The sequence below is a fragment of the Candidatus Latescibacterota bacterium genome (assembly GCA_019038625.1).
Taxonomy (GTDB): Bacteria; Krumholzibacteriota; Krumholzibacteriia; order Krumholzibacteriales; family Krumholzibacteriaceae; genus JAGLYV01.
The window spans coordinates 1-16099 of sequence record JAHOYU010000246.1 but is presented as its reverse complement, the minus strand read 5'-3'; the positions used below and the strand labels follow the sequence as shown (position 1 = coordinate 16099).

Here is a 16099-nt window from a genome sequence, read left to right as displayed (position 1 = left end):
ACTTCATTATTGACTCAACAGGTGGTCTGCCTTTTCGGCAACGCCTATCAGGTGGTCGACTTCTTCCGCATGAGGTTCGTCAAGACTGATGCCGGCCATGTAGACCGGAAATTCATCAGATTCATTGGCGAGAGTCCTCGCGACCGTTCCTTTCAATGTGATAGCATCCTCACCGAGTACAGCAGTTATTTCCAGCGCTTCGCCTGTCTGCAATTCTTTCTGAGAGGCAAGCAGGAAGCCGGTCGGGGAGATATTCCTGATAACACCGAAGGTTGATTCCCCGTCCTCCCCCGGAATGATCGCAGGAAGGTACGATAGAGTCCTGTTCGCCCTCTTCTTATATTCTTTCGGATCCTGGAAGGTTTTCTCGAGATATGTTTCGTAACGGTTCGAATAGTCACGCAGGAATTTCCCAACGGCCGACTCGAACAGGTAGCGTGAAAGATCGTCGCCCTTCCTTACTTCGACATCATTGAACTGGAATCCGGAGCGAGATATCTTTCTTTCCCCAGCGGTCACTGTCTTTTCGTGAAGGACAGTCCCCGAGACTTCCAGCACCCTGTTAGGAAGGATGATATCCAGCTTCAGCGCCTGATCCTGAGGTATGGATCCAGCGTAAAGCAGTGACATGCCATCCCTCGTGAGGTTGTTGGCGACTGCGAGTTTCTGCTGCTTTTCGCTGGCGCCTTCTTCCCGGTAAAGCACGGGCACAGAATCCGGAATCCTGAAATCCGAGCGGCGCTGGGATATCTTCTGTCTGGCGTATTGTATGATGGCGATTCCCAGGCCTGTATTGTAAAGGGCCCAGAGGCTGTTCACCGCGATGATGAATTCATCTCCCCTGATCTGGAATACGAGCTGTACCAGTGCCCATACGATAGCCACGACAGATACGAGGATGACAGTGTATTGCGGTATCATCAATCTCATGGGAGCCCGACCCTCGCCCTTGGGAGTCACTTTAAAGCGTCTTGCTTTCTTGGGTAGAAGGAACATCCCCAGAGTCTGGATATAGGTGATGAATTTACCCATCGAGAACTGTTCGAGCATAAGCGATCCGCCGAACCCGCGGCCCATCTCGTTGAACGCGAACATCGATATCGCGTAATAGGGAACGAAGTGGAGGAGATACTGGATGTCCATGGCCTTCATCGGGAGGATGCCGGAGAAAAGTGTTATAGGCGGAACGATGTAAAAGATGAACTTCTGAAATCCCTCAAATGGGTAGATCAGGCTGGCCAGGTAGCAGAGACGCTGCGGGAAGCTCAATCCCCTTATGAACAGGGGGTTCGATTTGAAAAAGACCTGCCAGCCACCTATTCCCCAGCGTACACGCTGGATGTGGAACGGTAGTATCGTCTCGGCTGCTATCCCGTAAGCGAGGTGCTCGTTGTGGAACACCGATTTCCATCCGCGTGAGTGAAGCTTGATCGACGTGAGCATATCTTCTGTAATGGATTCTGTCGCGAATCCATCGATGTCGTTGAGAGCCTTTCTTCTCATCAGGGCGCTGCTCCCGACGAAATAGGCGGCGTTCCACTTGTCTCGCCCCGGCTGTATCAGCGAATAGAAAAGATTCTGTTCGGTCCAGATGTATTTTTTCTTGTGATCTGTGCGATGCTGGAACGAGTCGATGTTGTAAAACTCCTGCGGAGCCTGCGCGAAAGCCAGTTTGTCGTCCTCGAAGTAGCCTATAAGGTGATCGATGAAATAGGGAAGAGGGACATGGTCTGCATCGAAAACGGCGATGAATTCGGCTTCAGAATGTTTGAGTCCGAAGTTCAGGTTACCGGCCTTGGCGTGTTTGTGTTCGTCTCTCGCGAGGTAGACGCATCCGAGTTCCTCGGCTAGCTGGCGTACTTCATCCCTGTCACCATCGTCAAGGACCAGTGTCCTGTGCGGATATTCGATGTCGTTGCAGGCGAGAAGGGTGGTTCGGAGCACAGCTGTCGATTCGTTCAGGGTGGGAATGAGAACGTCCACAGAGCGGCCTTTTATAGGTTTCGGCTGCTTCCTGTTCAATGGGCGCCATACAGTGAAATAAAACAGAAAAGTCGTCAAAGCGCCGAATACTTCAGCACCCCAGAGGGACCATGCAAGTATCGGTACGTTCATATTTAAGGTCTGTGTGACCCTCCAGTACAGATAATAAAGAGTCACGAGAATTGCGATTATGGCAATAAACCGCCGCAGTCGCTCAGCTTTGAGGTCCTTGAACTGGATCATATTCCTGCTCTTTTGTTAAGCCCAGAGTTCTGACAGGTCCGGCCTGGAAAGCCGGCTGCCAGATTTTAGCGTATATTTTCATACTTTATCAAGAGGTTTTGGGATCTGACCCCAAAATTTTTACAAGCGATATCCACATATATTATCATGGAATAGCCATCTCCTGGTATACAAGCCAGTCATATCTGAAAGCAAAACACATGCCTTTCGACTTCCGATTCCATGTAAATACAAATACAAATTATTTTCCTAAAGAAATATGTGTGTTTCAGACGATATATAGAAACAGGAGATAGCGATAGATGGGAATAGATTATTTACCTTGTTTGAAACAGGAATAGTGGAAACAACGCATTCCGGAAGGATGCCGGGGGGGAAACTACAACGGTCTTGCCTCCGATAAACTGGAATCATATGAAGACATTCCGCAGAGAATTGAAAGAAGTGCTCAGCCATGGCCACAGCCTGCCTACGATCCCGGCTGTTGTTTTCCTGCTTCAGAGTGCGCTTTCTGCCAACGATTCCAGCGCCGATCGAATCGGCGAGATCATTGCTGATGACCCCGCGCTCAGTACGAATATCCTCAGACTTGCCAATTCAGCATGGTATCCATCTTCCGGTGGTCCCGTATCTACGATCTCGGATGCTATCGTCAAGATCGGGCTGAAAGAGATAGGAGAGTTCTGTTCCACTCTGTCTGTCATAGGCACTTTCAGGAATATCGGAAGCTTCAGAAATCATGCTATGTTCTGGAAACATTGTATAATCGTCGCCTACGCCTCGAAGCATATAGTACGGATGTCAAAAGTGATCGAGGATGAATTCAGTGGCGAAGCTTATACTGCTGGCCTTCTTCATGATATCGGCACTTTGATCCTCGAGCAGTATTTTACCGACACGATCCACAAGGTCTGGCTTGACGCCAAGAAGAATATGACTTCCGTACATGATGCGGAATTCGAGGCCTTCAAGATGGATCATGGCCAGGTCGGAGGAAAGCTTCTACAACTCTGGAAGATACCGCACCGGATCGTACAGGCAGTATCGTGGCATCACAGGCCGGACAAGGCTGATCCGGGATATAGACATTGTGTGCAGGTGACCCATCTTGCTGACTGCATATGCAATTACAAGGGGTTTGTCGGTGCCGGAAATCTCGGCATAACGGAACTGCCAGCCGCGATAATGGAAGAGCTGCAAATAGATCAGGGACAGATCGACTCTACCATAAACAGTGTCATCCAGGAATCGAAGAAAAGCGAAGTCCTGATATCTCTTGCGTCAGGAAGTCAAACGGCGCCGCGACCAGCCGCGACGCCGTGATAATTCAGGTCAGTTCCCCAATTACTTCAGGTTATCCCAGAGGATCTTCACCTGCTCCTTCGAGAGTTTTACCTGCCCGCCGTCATCATCAGTAATGATGATTTTGTCTCCATCGACGATGACTTCGGGGCAGCACTTGCCCTCACTGCAAAGATGGAACTTTTTCATGACTGTGCCTCCTCCTGCTGAATGTACCCGTTCACGATATCCTGCGATATCGTCATTGTCAACCATTGAAAAGATATAGATTTGTCAGAGATGGACTGTCATTGACGATGGAAGTTGCGCAACAGACGTTCCGGGAATATCTTTTAATATGATTCGATCTTCGATAATCGGGGTTGGAGCCATGAAAGGGAACCGACCGAGGTGCGGCAAGAGAGTCTTGTAGCGTTTCTCTGCCATTGGTACTGGGAGTTCCCGGGAACACGCAGTGCGTCCAATGCCCGGCCGACCGGCCGTGAAAGCCGGCATGGTCCAACCCCGAAAGCTCGTTGAAGCCCGGATGAGCCTGGCAAGACTATATACATAGTAAAATGCTTATTAGTTCCCTTTAGCACGGAGATTGGTGAAATGATAAGAGATTTCAGGGTTTTTAGCGTCATTGTGATCATCTTTGTTTTGATGGCTGCCGGATGCAATCGCTTCATCACTGGAATCTCGCCCGATGATGATTTTGAGGATATCGGCAGCGCCCCTGTAATGACTTATATTCCGGTCAGCAGGCTGGTGGTGGAATTGAAAGAGACTCTGCCGGAACTTATGGAGCAAGCTTCGATTCCGGGCCTGTCGGCCGCGCTCATCAGGGATGGAGAAGTCGTGTGGGTGGAAGGGTTCGGTGTGAGGAGTACAGTGACCGGGGAGAAGGTGACAGAAGAAACTGTCTTCGAAGCCTGTTCACTGAGCAAGCCGGTCTTTGCTTACGCGTTGATGAAAATGGTCGACTATGGTGATATCGATCTCGACAGGCCGCTCGTCGAATATACGGGGCTTGAATATATCGAACGGGAATTTCTCAAACGTAAAAGTGATGACGATAGGATAATGGATATTACGGCCCGTCATGTTCTTGCTCATATGACGGGTTTTCCAAACTGGCGAAATGCCATGCCGATAGAGATCTCATTCGATCCAGGCACCAGTTTCAGTTATTCGGGGGAAGGCTATATCCTGCTCCAGGCCGTCGTAGAGAAGATCAAGGATAAGAAGCTTGAGCCGCTCATGCGTGAACTTGTTTTGGATCCCCTCAAGATGGAAAAGAGCAGTTTTGTCTGGAGGGAGGCCTATCATGAGTCAGGAGCCTTTCCACACGCAATGACTGGCATCGCTGGAGGAATGAGGATTCGAAGGCGAGGGAGCGCCGCGGCAAGCCTCTACACGACTGCCGCGGATTTCGCGAGGTTTCTTTCCGCTGTGCTCAAGGGGGAAGGGTTGACTCCTGAGAGTACCGAAGAGATGTTATCAAAGCAGTGTGGGCTTGTGACTGAGACGCCCGGTGCCCTGTCCTGGGGACTTGGTTTCGGACTTCAACATGTCAGGAACGAGGAATCGATCTGGCACTGGGGGGATAACGGCGAATACAAATGTTGTGTGCTGGGATACAGGAAGTGGAAATCAGGGCTGGTATATTTCACGAACAGCGAAAACGGGCTGGCGATCACCGAAGAGATCGTAAATATAGCTCTTGGTGGGGAGAATCCGCTTTTCGAATCGGAAATAATGGAAAACTACGGGAACCGATATTCTCCCAGCCTGGAAGTCATCCGGACCGCCATTGCCGGTGAAGTGGACCAGGCGGTCGAGATCATCAGAAAGCTCAGAGTCGGTAAAGAAAACGATTCTGTCGAGATCATTGATGAGCAGTTGATCAACAGTCTGGGATACCGCCTGATGTACGATGGGCGGTCAGGTGAAGCGGTCACTCTCTTCAGGCTCAATGTCGAGTTTTTCCCGGAGTCGTTCAATGTATATGACAGCCTCGGTGAAGCCTTCATGAAACTCGGGATGAAAGATGCGGCCAGAGAGAATTACGAAAGATCGATATCACTGCGTGGAGACAGCAGAAGCGGACTCTGGGCCTTGAAGAGACTCGGATTCGTGCCAGACGATCTTTCGGTTCCCGTAAGTGTGGATGGCGACGGTTTTCGCCTGGCGATGTTGACCGAGAGGCTGGCAGGCCCTGAATATGAGGCGATCATGTCGAGTGTGGAAAGCCTGAGAGAGCTTTTCGGCTCACCTTACTGGCCGCGTGAGGGTCTGACGCTCGAACAGGAAAAGGATATGCTGGGCAGGCACCGGATCGAATTTCAAAACCGATATTCATTCGCCTGGGCTGTCATGGATGTGGATGGGAAGCGTGTCCTGGGTGGTGTCTATATCAATCCTTCGTTCAGGGATGAATACGATGCTGAGGTATTTTACTGGGTCCGGGACAGCGAGGCTGTCACCGGCCTCGAGGACAGGCTCGGTTCTTTTCTCAGGGATTGGATAGGTAGTGATTGGTCGTTCGAGCGTGTGGCCTGGCCCGGCAGGGAGATAAGCTGGGACGAGTGGCGGAGACGTTAAGTAGCCGGGCATCGTGGTGGAACCGAAAGAAAGAGGCTCCTCCCTGCGAGGGAAGAGCCTCTTTTCTGTTGGCAAGCTGTATGTCCTGGTCTACTCGACCGATTTCAGTTCGGTCGTGATCGTGCCGCCACCCATCATCGCGGGAAGCTGCAGGACCGAGCGGACCACATGACGTTTTTCGCCGGCGCTGATATAGATCGTGCCACCACCGGGCGAAGCGTCCATGTTTCTGAGTTCGAGCTTGAAGGCCTCGAAAGTCCCTGCCGGGACGGTGACATTCTCTATTCCGGTCACTTCCAGGATGTGTATGATCGGCGACTGCGACATCAGGTCGAATGTCCTGAGAGTCGTCTTGTATCCTGGTTTGAGGGGCAGGGCGGAGAGGGCTATATTCAGCCCGGCGTCGCTGCCGAAGACCGGGCCCTCAAGTTCGCTAGAAAGCGGCATCTCCTGTGGCCCCATTCTGATCATCCCACTGATAGTGGTCTCGGAATAATCGATGTTGATAGTAGTGCCTCCCTGCTTGATGCCCCGGTAAACGGGCTGCAGGGTCTTGCTGTCGACCTTGAATGTGTCGGTCGCGGAGCCCATTGGGCTCGACTGGAGTGTCGCCACTCTGAAAACGTCTCTGTCGCCATGTTTCGCCGTCGTGATCTCGACATTTATATCGATATCGATCATCGAACCGTTCATATCGGTCTGCGCCGCGAAAACCAGCTTGAGAGGCTTTATCTTTGCCGGATCGACTTCCGGCAGAGGAGCGGTCTTTGCCGCTTCCATGTCGCCTTCAGGCTTTGTGATTGTGACGCTTTCGACATCTATGGTCATCTCAGCAAGGCGTTCGGCGACATCCGGCTCTACCGATTCCTGGTAGCGGCCTCCCATATGCTTTGCAAAGAACTTCTCCTGGGCCACGCGGAAGGCTGTCCTGTTCTCTACTCCCATGAATCCATGGCCCTCGTCACCGGCCAGAAGATACTCGACGTCCCTGTCGAGGTCGCGCATGGCTACGACGATCTGCTCGGCCTCGGGGACCTTGCAGCGCGGATCGTTGGCGCCCTGGACGACGAGGAGGGGAGCTGTGATCTTGTCGGCCGAGAATAGAGGAGACTGACGCGTGAGTCTCTCGATATCTTCGGGGTTTTCGGGGTTGCCTACATGGTCGTCGAAGAATTTTCTCGCCGTTTCCCAGTAGGGTGGTATTGATTTGAGAAGGGTGAGAAGGTTCGATACACCCACATAATCGACACCGCAGCAATATATATCCGGTGTGAAGGCCAGTCCTGCCAGGGTAGCGTATCCGCCATAGGAGCCACCGTAGATGGCGATCTTGTCCGGATCGGCGATTCCCTTTTTTATGAGATAGTTCACGCCATCTGTGATGTCGTGCTGCATCTCATCGCCCCATTTTCTCTTTCCGGCGTTGAAGAACGCTTTGCCGTAGCCGGTCGAGGAGCGGAAGTTGAGCTGGAACACAGCGTATCCCCTGTTCGCGAGGAACTGGGCCTCGGGGTTGTAACCCCAGCTGTCACGTGCCCATGGGCCGCCATGAGGGTTCACGACGAGAGCGAGGTTCTTCGCCTTTACACCCTTCGGGACAGTCAGGTATCCGTGGATCGTCAGACCGTCGCGGCTCTTGAATTTTATCGGTTTCATCGTAGCGAGGTATTCGCTCGGCAGGTCGGGTCTCGGCTTGCAGAGGAATTCGACCTTGCCCTCTTCCATATCGTAGAGATATACGACACCGGGGTTGGTGTCGCTGGTGACCACGACGATATGATAACGGTCGTCATTGGTAGAGGATCCAAGGACCATGTCCCCGTCGCCGATCTCTTTCTTGAGTTCCTTTTTCAGCTTATTGTAAGCCTTTTTCCATTTCTTGTCTTTCCAGTAGATCCTGAGCCGGGATCCCTCATAAGTCGTGCCGACGATCTCCTTGGTGACATTTGAGAATATCAGGCCGCCGAAATCGACTTCTTTCTTCGGATCCTGCTCGATCAGCTCGGTCTCGCCTGTTATCGGGTCGAAGTAGACGAGCTGCTGAAGGTCGATGTCATCGCCCTTGTTCGTCGTCATCCAGGCCCTGTCGCCTTCCTTCGTGAAGGAGATGATCGCGGCCATTTCTTCGTTTGTCGTCGTATAGACTGAGATCAGGTCTTCACCGTCGATCCGGAAGAACTCTGAGCCGCCATCGTCAGTCTGCCTGGTGACCATTCTGAGGTTGCCGTCCATATCAAATTCGTATCCGGCGATTTCCTGTGTGTTCTCCCACATCAGTTCCCGCTCGCCCGTTGAGATACGAAGGCGGTAAAGGTCGTGATATCTTTCGTCGCGGTCGTTGAGACCGACGTAGATGATGTCCGGTGTCTTTTCGGGGAATGAGTAGAACATAGCCCTGATCCCATCGATCGGTGTCAGGTCTCTTGCCGCGGGAATCTCTTGTCCCTCTGCGGGGGAATCGGTCGGGTCTATCACATAGGCGTGGAAGTTCTCGTCTCCACCCTTGTCCTGAATGTAGAAGATGTATTTGCCGTCCTGCGTCCATCCATAGCGGATCACGGGCCTGGTCTCGTCGGCGGTCATCGGGACTGCCGCGTCGAAGGGCTCGTCGACTCCCTTGACCCAGATGTTGAGCTGTCCCTTGAATGTCTTCAGGAAAGATATATGCTTTCCGTCAGGTGAGATCTTGACTCTGGCGATCTCGGGATCACCGAAAAAGATCTCGCGGTCGATAATGGGGGGAAGCTTGTCGAGATACTCGAGCTCTTCCGCCTTCGCGACACCCGCCAGCATCATAATGGCGAGTAGAAGCAGCAATGCGTTTCGCATGCGCGAACCTCCTTTAAAGGTTTGAATTCAAAAAGTCACAATTTCCTGATTCACTTACAATAATTGACAGTCGGGATGCCTGTTAATTTCCCGGCATCATACCAATACGCCCCGGGGGAGGCGTAAGTTTCATAATTAATCGTCCAATCGCACTATTGTGATCGCAATATACAAAATATACAAAGATCGCAGCAATTTTATTCATATCTGGACGAATTGACATTGAATCACAAATACTTCTTGATGTCTTTAATTATTCAGATATCTTTACAACTCGCTGTAACACGGCTATATTTACTGTGTTGCTTACAGCTTCAGGGATGGGGGCGAATGGATTCGACGGGGATGGATGAAGCAGGAGAAGCGTGCCGAGGTGCCATCAACCTCGTAAATCAGGTGGCAAACCATAATTGCCAACGACAATTTGGCATTGGCTGCCTAGAACAGGCAACCCGTCCGCCAGGTCCGTGCCTTGAGGGTCCTGATCCGGGCGTCGATTTCTGAGGGCTAGCCTTCGTTTTTTCTCCCGGAACGATAGCGAAATAAAAGAGGAGATAGTTTCCCGGATCATTTGCCTGTCGAAGTACCGGGCGGCGAACAAAAATCGACTGGCTACGCACGTAGAAGAACTGTGGAAGTATTTCCGGACGTGGGTTCGATTCCCACCGCCTCCACCATTTAACTCTTTTTAATTCATAGAGTTAAGTTTTGCATGGGTGGCCGTCTGCAGAATGTCTCCAAAAAATTTTGCCGGAGAGGGCATTTCCAGTAGTCGGATCGCGGCTTCTACTGCTGCAGGACTCAGGTGCATATAGCGCTGAGTTGTTGATAGATTCTTGTGTCCTGCCAGTTCCTGGATAGCTCTTGCCGGGGCTCCTCTCATTGCCAGATGCGAGCAAAAAGTGTGGCGCAAGATATGGACTCCACCATTAGCAAGATTAGCCATGCGTGCTGCTCTCAAGACTAAATTCCGAACAACCTGTAGGAATACCAGACCTTGTGGGACACTTCAGATGCTAAACTAAAGTACACTGAAGGAGGTCTGGACTATGAATAAAGAGGCACGAGAAGTACTGGCAGCTCGTAGAAAATATGCTGCTTTGGGATATGCCGAGACTATTGGAAACGTCCAAGAGGCTTGTCGTGATTTTGGGGTTGCACGATCAACATTCTACAGATGGAAGAAGATCTACGATAAGGAGGGGAAAGCAGGTTTAATCCGCAAGAAACCTGTTGCCAGAAGCCATCCTAGACAGATTCCGCCCGAATTTGTAGAGAAGATTCTGCATCTCAGAACAAAATATCATCTCGGCCCTCAGAGAATTGCCTGGTACCTGGAGCGTTATCATGGATTCAAGACCTCTTGCTCAAGCGTCTATCGTACACTGAAGCGTAATGGGATTGGCCGCCTGCCTCGCAATGTGGGTCGCAGGGCCATTCACACACGGCGTTACGCTAAACAGGTCCCAGGTCATCACATCCAGATAGACGTAAAGTTCCTGACACTTAAGAGCAAGGATGGTAGGAAAATCCGCAGATATCAATATACTGCGATTGATGATGCAACACGGGTTCGTGCATTAAAGATCTACCAAAGACACAACCAAAAGAGTTCAATTGATTTCATTGACTACATTGTCGAGAAGTTCCCTTTCCGCATTCATACGGTACGCTCGGATCGAGGGCATGAATGGCAGGCCCAGTTCCACTGGCATGTCGAAGACAAGGGAATCAGGCATGTTTATATCAAACCAAGGTCACCACAGTTGAACGGAAAAGTCGAGAGATCTCATAGATCTGACCAAGAGGAGTTTTATCAGTTGCTCACCTACACCGATGACGTTGATCTGAACAAAAAGCTGGCCACATGGGAGGAGTTCTACAACTTCAATCGACCGCATGGAGCACATAAAGGGAAAACCCCTTACGAAGCTCTGAGGGCTATGTTAGAATAAAATCAAATGTGTCCTGTAGGGTCCGGGATATTACAGATGATACAATCAAACGGCTATTCATTATAAATATAGCCTGTCAAATGTTTCTGTATGGGGGGAGAAGTAGGTGAGGAGTATATCATTTATTACTAAGCTAATTTTCTCAATAACCTTTGCTGCCATTATCGGATGCTCTAGCCCTGTTTCTGTTGACCCGATAACTCCTATTTATCCCGTTATTGATTCCTACCCGGCATGGTCGCCGAGTGGACAATATATAGTTTATTATCACGCAGGAATACAAAACGTGCATTTGGATGGCGGATATACAATTGACACAGATTCACTTGGTCTCTGGATTACGCAACCTGATAACAACAACCCAGTACAATTGTTAAATAATATTATCTCGATGATCAATTGGTCTCGTGATGGGAAATGGCTTGTCTACGTTTCGAATTATAATATTTATAAAGCGCCTTTCTCCGAAGAGGGTATTGATAGCCTAGATATTGAACAATTAACACATGATCATATAAATATTAATCCAACTTGGTCGGCTGATGATGAGTGGATTTACTACGATACTAATCGTGCTGATTTGGGAACGTATTTGTACAGCATCTGGAAGATGAAGTTTGATGGCACCGAAAACCAGCTTGTAATGAGATACGGAAGACAACCTCACATTTCTCAAAACGGTGAAACCCTCCTGTACCAGATGAGTGCCGGGCCTGATGGAGACCGCTATCCAGAAATATTCTCAATGGATCTCAATACAAAGATCTCAGTTCAATTGACTCATCGAAAAGAATACTGTCGATATCCAATAATGTCCCCAGATTGTACGAAAATCTGCTTTTTATCAAAAGGAAATCTATTTGTAATGAATTCCAATGGATCTGATCAAAACATACTAACCAAAGGAGGTCTTGCTTGCTGGAGTCCCCAAAATGATCAGTTATGTTTTATCGGAACTCATGGTTTTCTCTGGCTAATCAATCTAGATGGTTCCGACCTAAAACAACTGACGAATGGCCCCATTCCTGAATAACCTAATGACTCACTCTTCTTTAGGGGGGATAGAATGAGATTTACTAGTGTTATCATAGCTTTTATTATGCTTGTCGTGCCAGCTATGGCGGCTTCCAATTCCACCAGCACTGAAATTCTAGTTATCTTTAACAAGGGTGTTATACCTGATAATCATTCGAGGGCATTTCTGACACTAGCCGACCTTTCTCTTCACAATCCTATGTTGTCGCTAACATTGGATAATCATGGAGTTACTCAGCTCAGGAAAGCTTGCCCAAGTTATAATCCGGAAAACCGAATGCGCACGAATCGTACAGGGGAAACATTTATTCTAACTGATGTATCTGATTGGTATCTATTGAAAGTAAATGATAAAAGTACTGCACAAAACCTAATCCAAGAATTGCTTCTTCAGGATGATATATTGTCTGCTAACCTTCATTATAAGTTCCAGACATTAGAACCGTTGCAAGAGGTTATTGAAACTACAAAAGAAACGCTCCCAGCTTCCCCTTCTTATGACTTTCCAGATGATGAATATTTCTATCGTCAGAACAACCTTAGAAATGGTCCTGCAGGTATCAATGTTTATCCTGTTTGGCAATTTTTTACGGGCGAATCATATCCTGTAGAAGTTGGTGTCATTGATTCCTATATTCCTCGGGGTGTTTACGCTACAGGCAATACGGACCTAGAAGGTAGAGTGATTGGTGCACCAATCGGAGTTGATTACAGAACCCAGCATGGGATATCAGTTGCTGGAATTATTGGAGCTAAAGGGGATAACACCGATTTTATAGCTGGGATAAACTGGGGAGCTATAATAAACAGCCAATCATCTGTGGATAATGATGAGAATAATCGTGTAGATGATGCGTATTGTCTACTAGCACAACGAGATGTATATGCTGTTAACATAAGTATGGGCAATTTTATTGATGAAGATGATTGTAGTTGGTGGATCTTTTCCTGGTGTTGGAGCCCCGAGGAAGGAAGGTTGCTTGCTGACCTCTATAATAACAATACATTGGTAGTTGCTAGTGCTGGGAATAGAGGAACTGACATGCCTCATTTTCCATCTGGTTACGAACATGTATTGTGTGTCGGAGCTACAGATGTTTTCGGAGGTCCTGTAGATGAAACTACTACTGACCCGATCGATCCAAGTTGGGAATCAGCATATGGAAACACTTTAGACTTAATGGCTCCAGGAATATGGACACCAACCTTGGAATATCCTGATGGTTACACTCGATATTTTGGAGGTACTTCTGCAGCAGCACCACACGTTACAGGAGCGGCTAGCTTACTATTTTCTTACGATCCTAATCTCTACAATGACGACGTGAAGAATCTTCTCATTCTGTCAGCAAGTGATTTATTGGCTCCAGGATGGGACCAGCACACTGGGCATGGATTGATTGATGTTCACGAGGCATTCAAATTGCTATTGCCCCCATATTCCTATGACCATTTGAATTCTAGCGGTGGAGGAACGATTACCGATTTGGGACAATCTCAAAGAATGTTTTTTAAAACTGGATTATGGGGTGTTAAGATTGGGCATCAATATAAAGTCACTAAAACTATCCAGTATAATGATCTTTACGTTACTACACCAAACGTATGGGGAAGGGGTGTAGCTTCAAAAGGTTATTCTGCTAGTAATGAGAATTATTGTATTGGTTATTGTGGAGTTTCGAACGTCACTTCGACAGGATTTGATGTTACAACGTATGTCTATCGTGTTTACAATCTTGCCGGGCAAGATTGTGGATGGCATCCTTGTCCGCCATCTGAGGTTGAATGGCATTACACTGTTCTTGGCATAAAAGATATTAATCCTCCTTCAGTCACGGTTGTTAATCCGAATGGTGGAGAATACTACAGAACGCCTGAAGAGATGGTCATAGAATGGGATGTGGAGGATGAGTATTTAGCAGGGGTAGGATGTGGGATAAGTTATAACAAATTTGGAGGTTTCGGGCTTTGGACTTATATAGCTGGTAATTTATCGGTAGATGAAAATGGACATGGAGAATACATATACACGATACCAAGTGGACTCCCTCGAATAGAGAATGATTGGAGAATTCGAGTTTTTGCGCAGGACTCAAACCAACAACAAGGTCTAGACATTTCCGATGCAAGTTTTACTGTCGAAGTTTTGGCAAAACCCGATGATGAACCTACACCAAATCAAGGTGGAAGAAGAGTTCCCGATAACCATTTCTTGACTTCACCTATGCCGAATCCTTTCAATCCTACGACTATCTTTGAATTCGGTTTAAAGGAGCCTGAGATAGTCTCCTTGAAAATATATGATGTGAGTGGGAAGGTTATTAAAACAATCCATAACAACGAGTGGTTGCGCGAGGGCGTTTATCCTACTTCTTGGGATGGGTCAAATAGCAATGGAGTAAAAGTATCTTCTGGCATCTATTTCTTAAAATATATAGCAGGATCATCTTTTTCTGTTACTAAGAAAATGATCTTACTCCAGTAGTACGTGGCATTATTAGGTAATCGAAAGGTTTAATGAACCCGGTTGTTAAGTAATTTGAAGACTTGGTAGCCGGGTTTTTCTTAAGGCTGTCTCCAAAATGTCTCCAAGACTGGGGAGGATTCCAGGGGACTGTAGGGGAATCCAAGGGGCACTTTTCAATATATAATCTCTTGTTGTATCAGCAGATAAAGACGCAAGACGCACGCTGCCAATAGGTTATGAATTCTGTCGAATAGGGTTCGATTCCCACCGCCTCCACCATTTAATTTTACTACCCCATGTAACTATTCATGTTCTCAATCGTTAAATAGACAGACCGGACCCCGAGACCCAGTCACTAAATCATGTCCTCTGTGGAACTATGTCAAGGTGAGTCCATGCTTAATAACTATTTCAAAGTCGCAGTCAGAAATATCCTGAAATACAAGATCTTTTCATTCATCAATATCGCTGGCCTTGCTATAGGAATAGCCTGCAGTCTGCTGATCTTTCTCTTTGCCCGATATGAACTCAGCTATGACCGGTTCCACGAAAAGGGTGATCGCATCTACAGGCTTTCTTCGAGAGCATTGATAGGCGGGACCAGTATCAATCAGACCTCATCGTCTGCAGAGACCTTCAGGGCATACACCAGCGAGTTTCCCGAGATCGAAAGCGGTGTCAAGTTCAGCAGGTTTGGAGGGGTCACGATAAAGTCAGACGGCAGGACCCTCATCGAACCTTTGTGTATGGCAGTCGATTCGACTTACTTCAATATCTTCACCCAACCAATGATCCATGGCGATGCCCGATCCGCGCTTACCGAGCCAAATACTGTGGTGCTCACTGCCAGCGCGGCGCAAAAATATTTCGGCAGGACTGATGTAAGGGGAGAACTCATAACAGTCGGGCTGGCCAGAAATTATGGAGACATCTCATTCACTGTCACAGGGGTCTGTGAGGATCTTCCGGAAAATTCCCATTTTCATCCTACCATGCTTCTGTCGATGGCCAGTTTCCAGGCGGCCGTGGACAGGACAGGCTGGTCATGGAACAATTTCGTTACATATTTTCTCCTGGCCGAGGGAACCCAGGCGCCTGTTCTGCAAAAGAAGATCGCCGATTATCTGGAAAAAAGAAATATTGAGCGGTTCGGGTTGGAAAGTTACAAGGAATGGCGAGCGGGTGGGGATTATTGGGAATATTATCTCCAGCCTCTCCAAGGCATACATCTCGACTCCGACATAAATGGTGAGTTCGAAGCCAACGGTAACAGGAATTACGTCTATATGTTCATGGTTATAAGTGTCGTGATCCTTGTGATCGCCTGTTTCAATTTTATGAATCTTTCGACTGCCAGATCATCCCTCAGGGCTCGGGAAGTCAGTATAAGGAAGGTCGTGGGATCCAGCAGATGGGGGCTCATCAGGCAGTTTCTCGGTGAGTCTGTATTCCTGAGTTTGCTGGCCTGTGTCATAGCTATTGGCCTCGTATACCTTCTGTTGCCGGGGTACCGCAATATTGTCGGCAGGGAGATCGGATTCGATTTGCTGTCATCTCCACTCATAATTCCGGGACTGGCCGGATTCGGTATTCTGCTGGGGATGCTTTCCGGGATCTACCCCGCTTTTGTCCTGTCCTCGATCGACCCGGTCAGGGCGATGAAGGGCAGGATGGGGACGGACAGCCGCGTGCTATGGAT

Annotated in this window: 10 protein-coding genes and 1 other RNA gene; 7 read left to right on the top strand and 4 right to left on the bottom strand. The window is 48.5% G+C overall.

From position 1 onward, the window contains the following. Positions 1 to 6: 6 nt before the first annotated feature. Entirely contained in the window at positions 7 to 2226 is a 2220-nt protein-coding gene (locus tag KOO63_15835) for a glycosyltransferase (GenBank protein MBU8923286.1), read from the bottom strand. A 414-nt stretch (positions 2227 to 2640) separates the two neighbouring features. Between KOO63_15835 and KOO63_15830 the strand changes: the two genes are divergently transcribed. Continuing rightward, positions 2641 to 3549 carry an HDOD domain-containing protein gene (locus tag KOO63_15830; protein ID MBU8923285.1) on the top strand — a complete coding sequence of 303 codons (909 nt, stop codon included), beginning with the start codon at positions 2641 to 2643 and terminating at the stop codon, positions 3547 to 3549. A 21-nt stretch (positions 3550 to 3570) separates the two neighbouring features. On the opposite strand, the gene KOO63_15825 is transcribed toward KOO63_15830, so the two are convergent. Continuing rightward, complete coding sequence (locus tag KOO63_15825) at positions 3571 to 3717, bottom strand: hypothetical protein (protein ID MBU8923284.1); 147 nt, start codon at positions 3715 to 3717, stop codon at positions 3571 to 3573. Positions 3718 to 4122: 405 nt separating this feature from the next. Here KOO63_15825 and KOO63_15820 point away from each other — a divergent pair, with 405 nt between their 5' ends. Further along, the gene (locus KOO63_15820; GenBank protein MBU8923283.1) at positions 4123 to 6114 is read left to right on the top strand and encodes a beta-lactamase family protein; all 1992 of its coding nucleotides are present in this window, start codon (positions 4123 to 4125) and stop codon (positions 6112 to 6114) included. Positions 6115 to 6204: 90 nt separating this feature from the next. Here KOO63_15820 and KOO63_15815 read toward each other — a convergent pair whose 3' ends face one another. Then, complete coding sequence (locus KOO63_15815; GenBank protein ID MBU8923282.1) at positions 6205 to 8943, bottom strand: prolyl oligopeptidase family serine peptidase; 2739 nt, start codon at positions 8941 to 8943, stop codon at positions 6205 to 6207. A gap of 322 nt (positions 8944 to 9265) precedes the next feature. Between KOO63_15815 and ssrA the strand changes: the two genes are divergently transcribed. Further along, positions 9266 to 9620, top strand: a transfer-messenger RNA (tmRNA) gene (ssrA, locus tag KOO63_15810). A gap of 11 nt (positions 9621 to 9631) precedes the next feature. Here ssrA and KOO63_15805 read toward each other — a convergent pair. Further along, on the bottom strand, positions 9632 to 9889 hold the full coding sequence (locus KOO63_15805) for a tyrosine-type recombinase/integrase (protein MBU8923281.1): 258 nt from the start codon (positions 9887 to 9889) through the stop codon (positions 9632 to 9634). Between the two features lie 103 nt (positions 9890 to 9992). Here KOO63_15805 and KOO63_15800 point away from each other — a divergent pair, with 103 nt between their 5' ends. From KOO63_15800 to KOO63_15785, 4 genes are all read left to right on the top strand, one after another. Further along, positions 9993 to 10898, top strand: a complete 906-nt coding sequence (locus KOO63_15800; GenBank protein ID MBU8923280.1) for an IS481 family transposase — start codon at positions 9993 to 9995, stop codon at positions 10896 to 10898. A 106-nt stretch (positions 10899 to 11004) separates the two neighbouring features. Beyond that, positions 11005 to 11931 carry a DUF5050 domain-containing protein gene (locus tag KOO63_15795; protein MBU8923279.1) on the top strand — a complete coding sequence of 309 codons (927 nt, stop codon included), beginning with the start codon at positions 11005 to 11007 and terminating at the stop codon, positions 11929 to 11931. A 33-nt stretch (positions 11932 to 11964) separates the two neighbouring features. Next, on the top strand, positions 11965 to 14418 hold the full coding sequence (locus tag KOO63_15790) for a S8 family serine peptidase (GenBank protein MBU8923278.1): 2454 nt from the start codon (positions 11965 to 11967) through the stop codon (positions 14416 to 14418). A gap of 377 nt (positions 14419 to 14795) precedes the next feature. After that, positions 14796 to 16099 (top strand): ABC transporter permease (locus KOO63_15785; GenBank protein ID MBU8923277.1); only part of this gene is annotated, 1304 nt, incomplete at its 3' end.

Excerpts from the sequence above, each read along its gene's own strand:
- KOO63_15835 (MBU8923286.1), bottom strand. The coding sequence starts at position 2,226 with ATGATCCAGTTCAAGGACCTCAAAGCTGAGCGACTGCGGCGGTTTATT.
- KOO63_15830 (MBU8923285.1), top strand. The coding sequence starts at position 2,641 with ATGAAGACATTCCGCAGAGAATTGAAAGAAGTGCTCAGCCATGGCCAC.
- KOO63_15825 (MBU8923284.1), bottom strand. The coding sequence starts at position 3,717 with ATGAAAAAGTTCCATCTTTGCAGTGAGGGCAAGTGCTGCCCCGAAGTC.
- KOO63_15820 (MBU8923283.1), top strand. The coding sequence starts at position 4,123 with ATGATAAGAGATTTCAGGGTTTTTAGCGTCATTGTGATCATCTTTGTT.
- KOO63_15815 (MBU8923282.1), bottom strand. The coding sequence starts at position 8,943 with ATGCGAAACGCATTGCTGCTTCTACTCGCCATTATGATGCTGGCGGGT.
- KOO63_15805 (MBU8923281.1), bottom strand. The coding sequence starts at position 9,889 with ATGGCTAATCTTGCTAATGGTGGAGTCCATATCTTGCGCCACACTTTT.
- KOO63_15800 (MBU8923280.1), top strand. The coding sequence starts at position 9,993 with ATGAATAAAGAGGCACGAGAAGTACTGGCAGCTCGTAGAAAATATGCT.
- KOO63_15790 (MBU8923278.1), top strand. The coding sequence starts at position 11,965 with ATGAGATTTACTAGTGTTATCATAGCTTTTATTATGCTTGTCGTGCCA.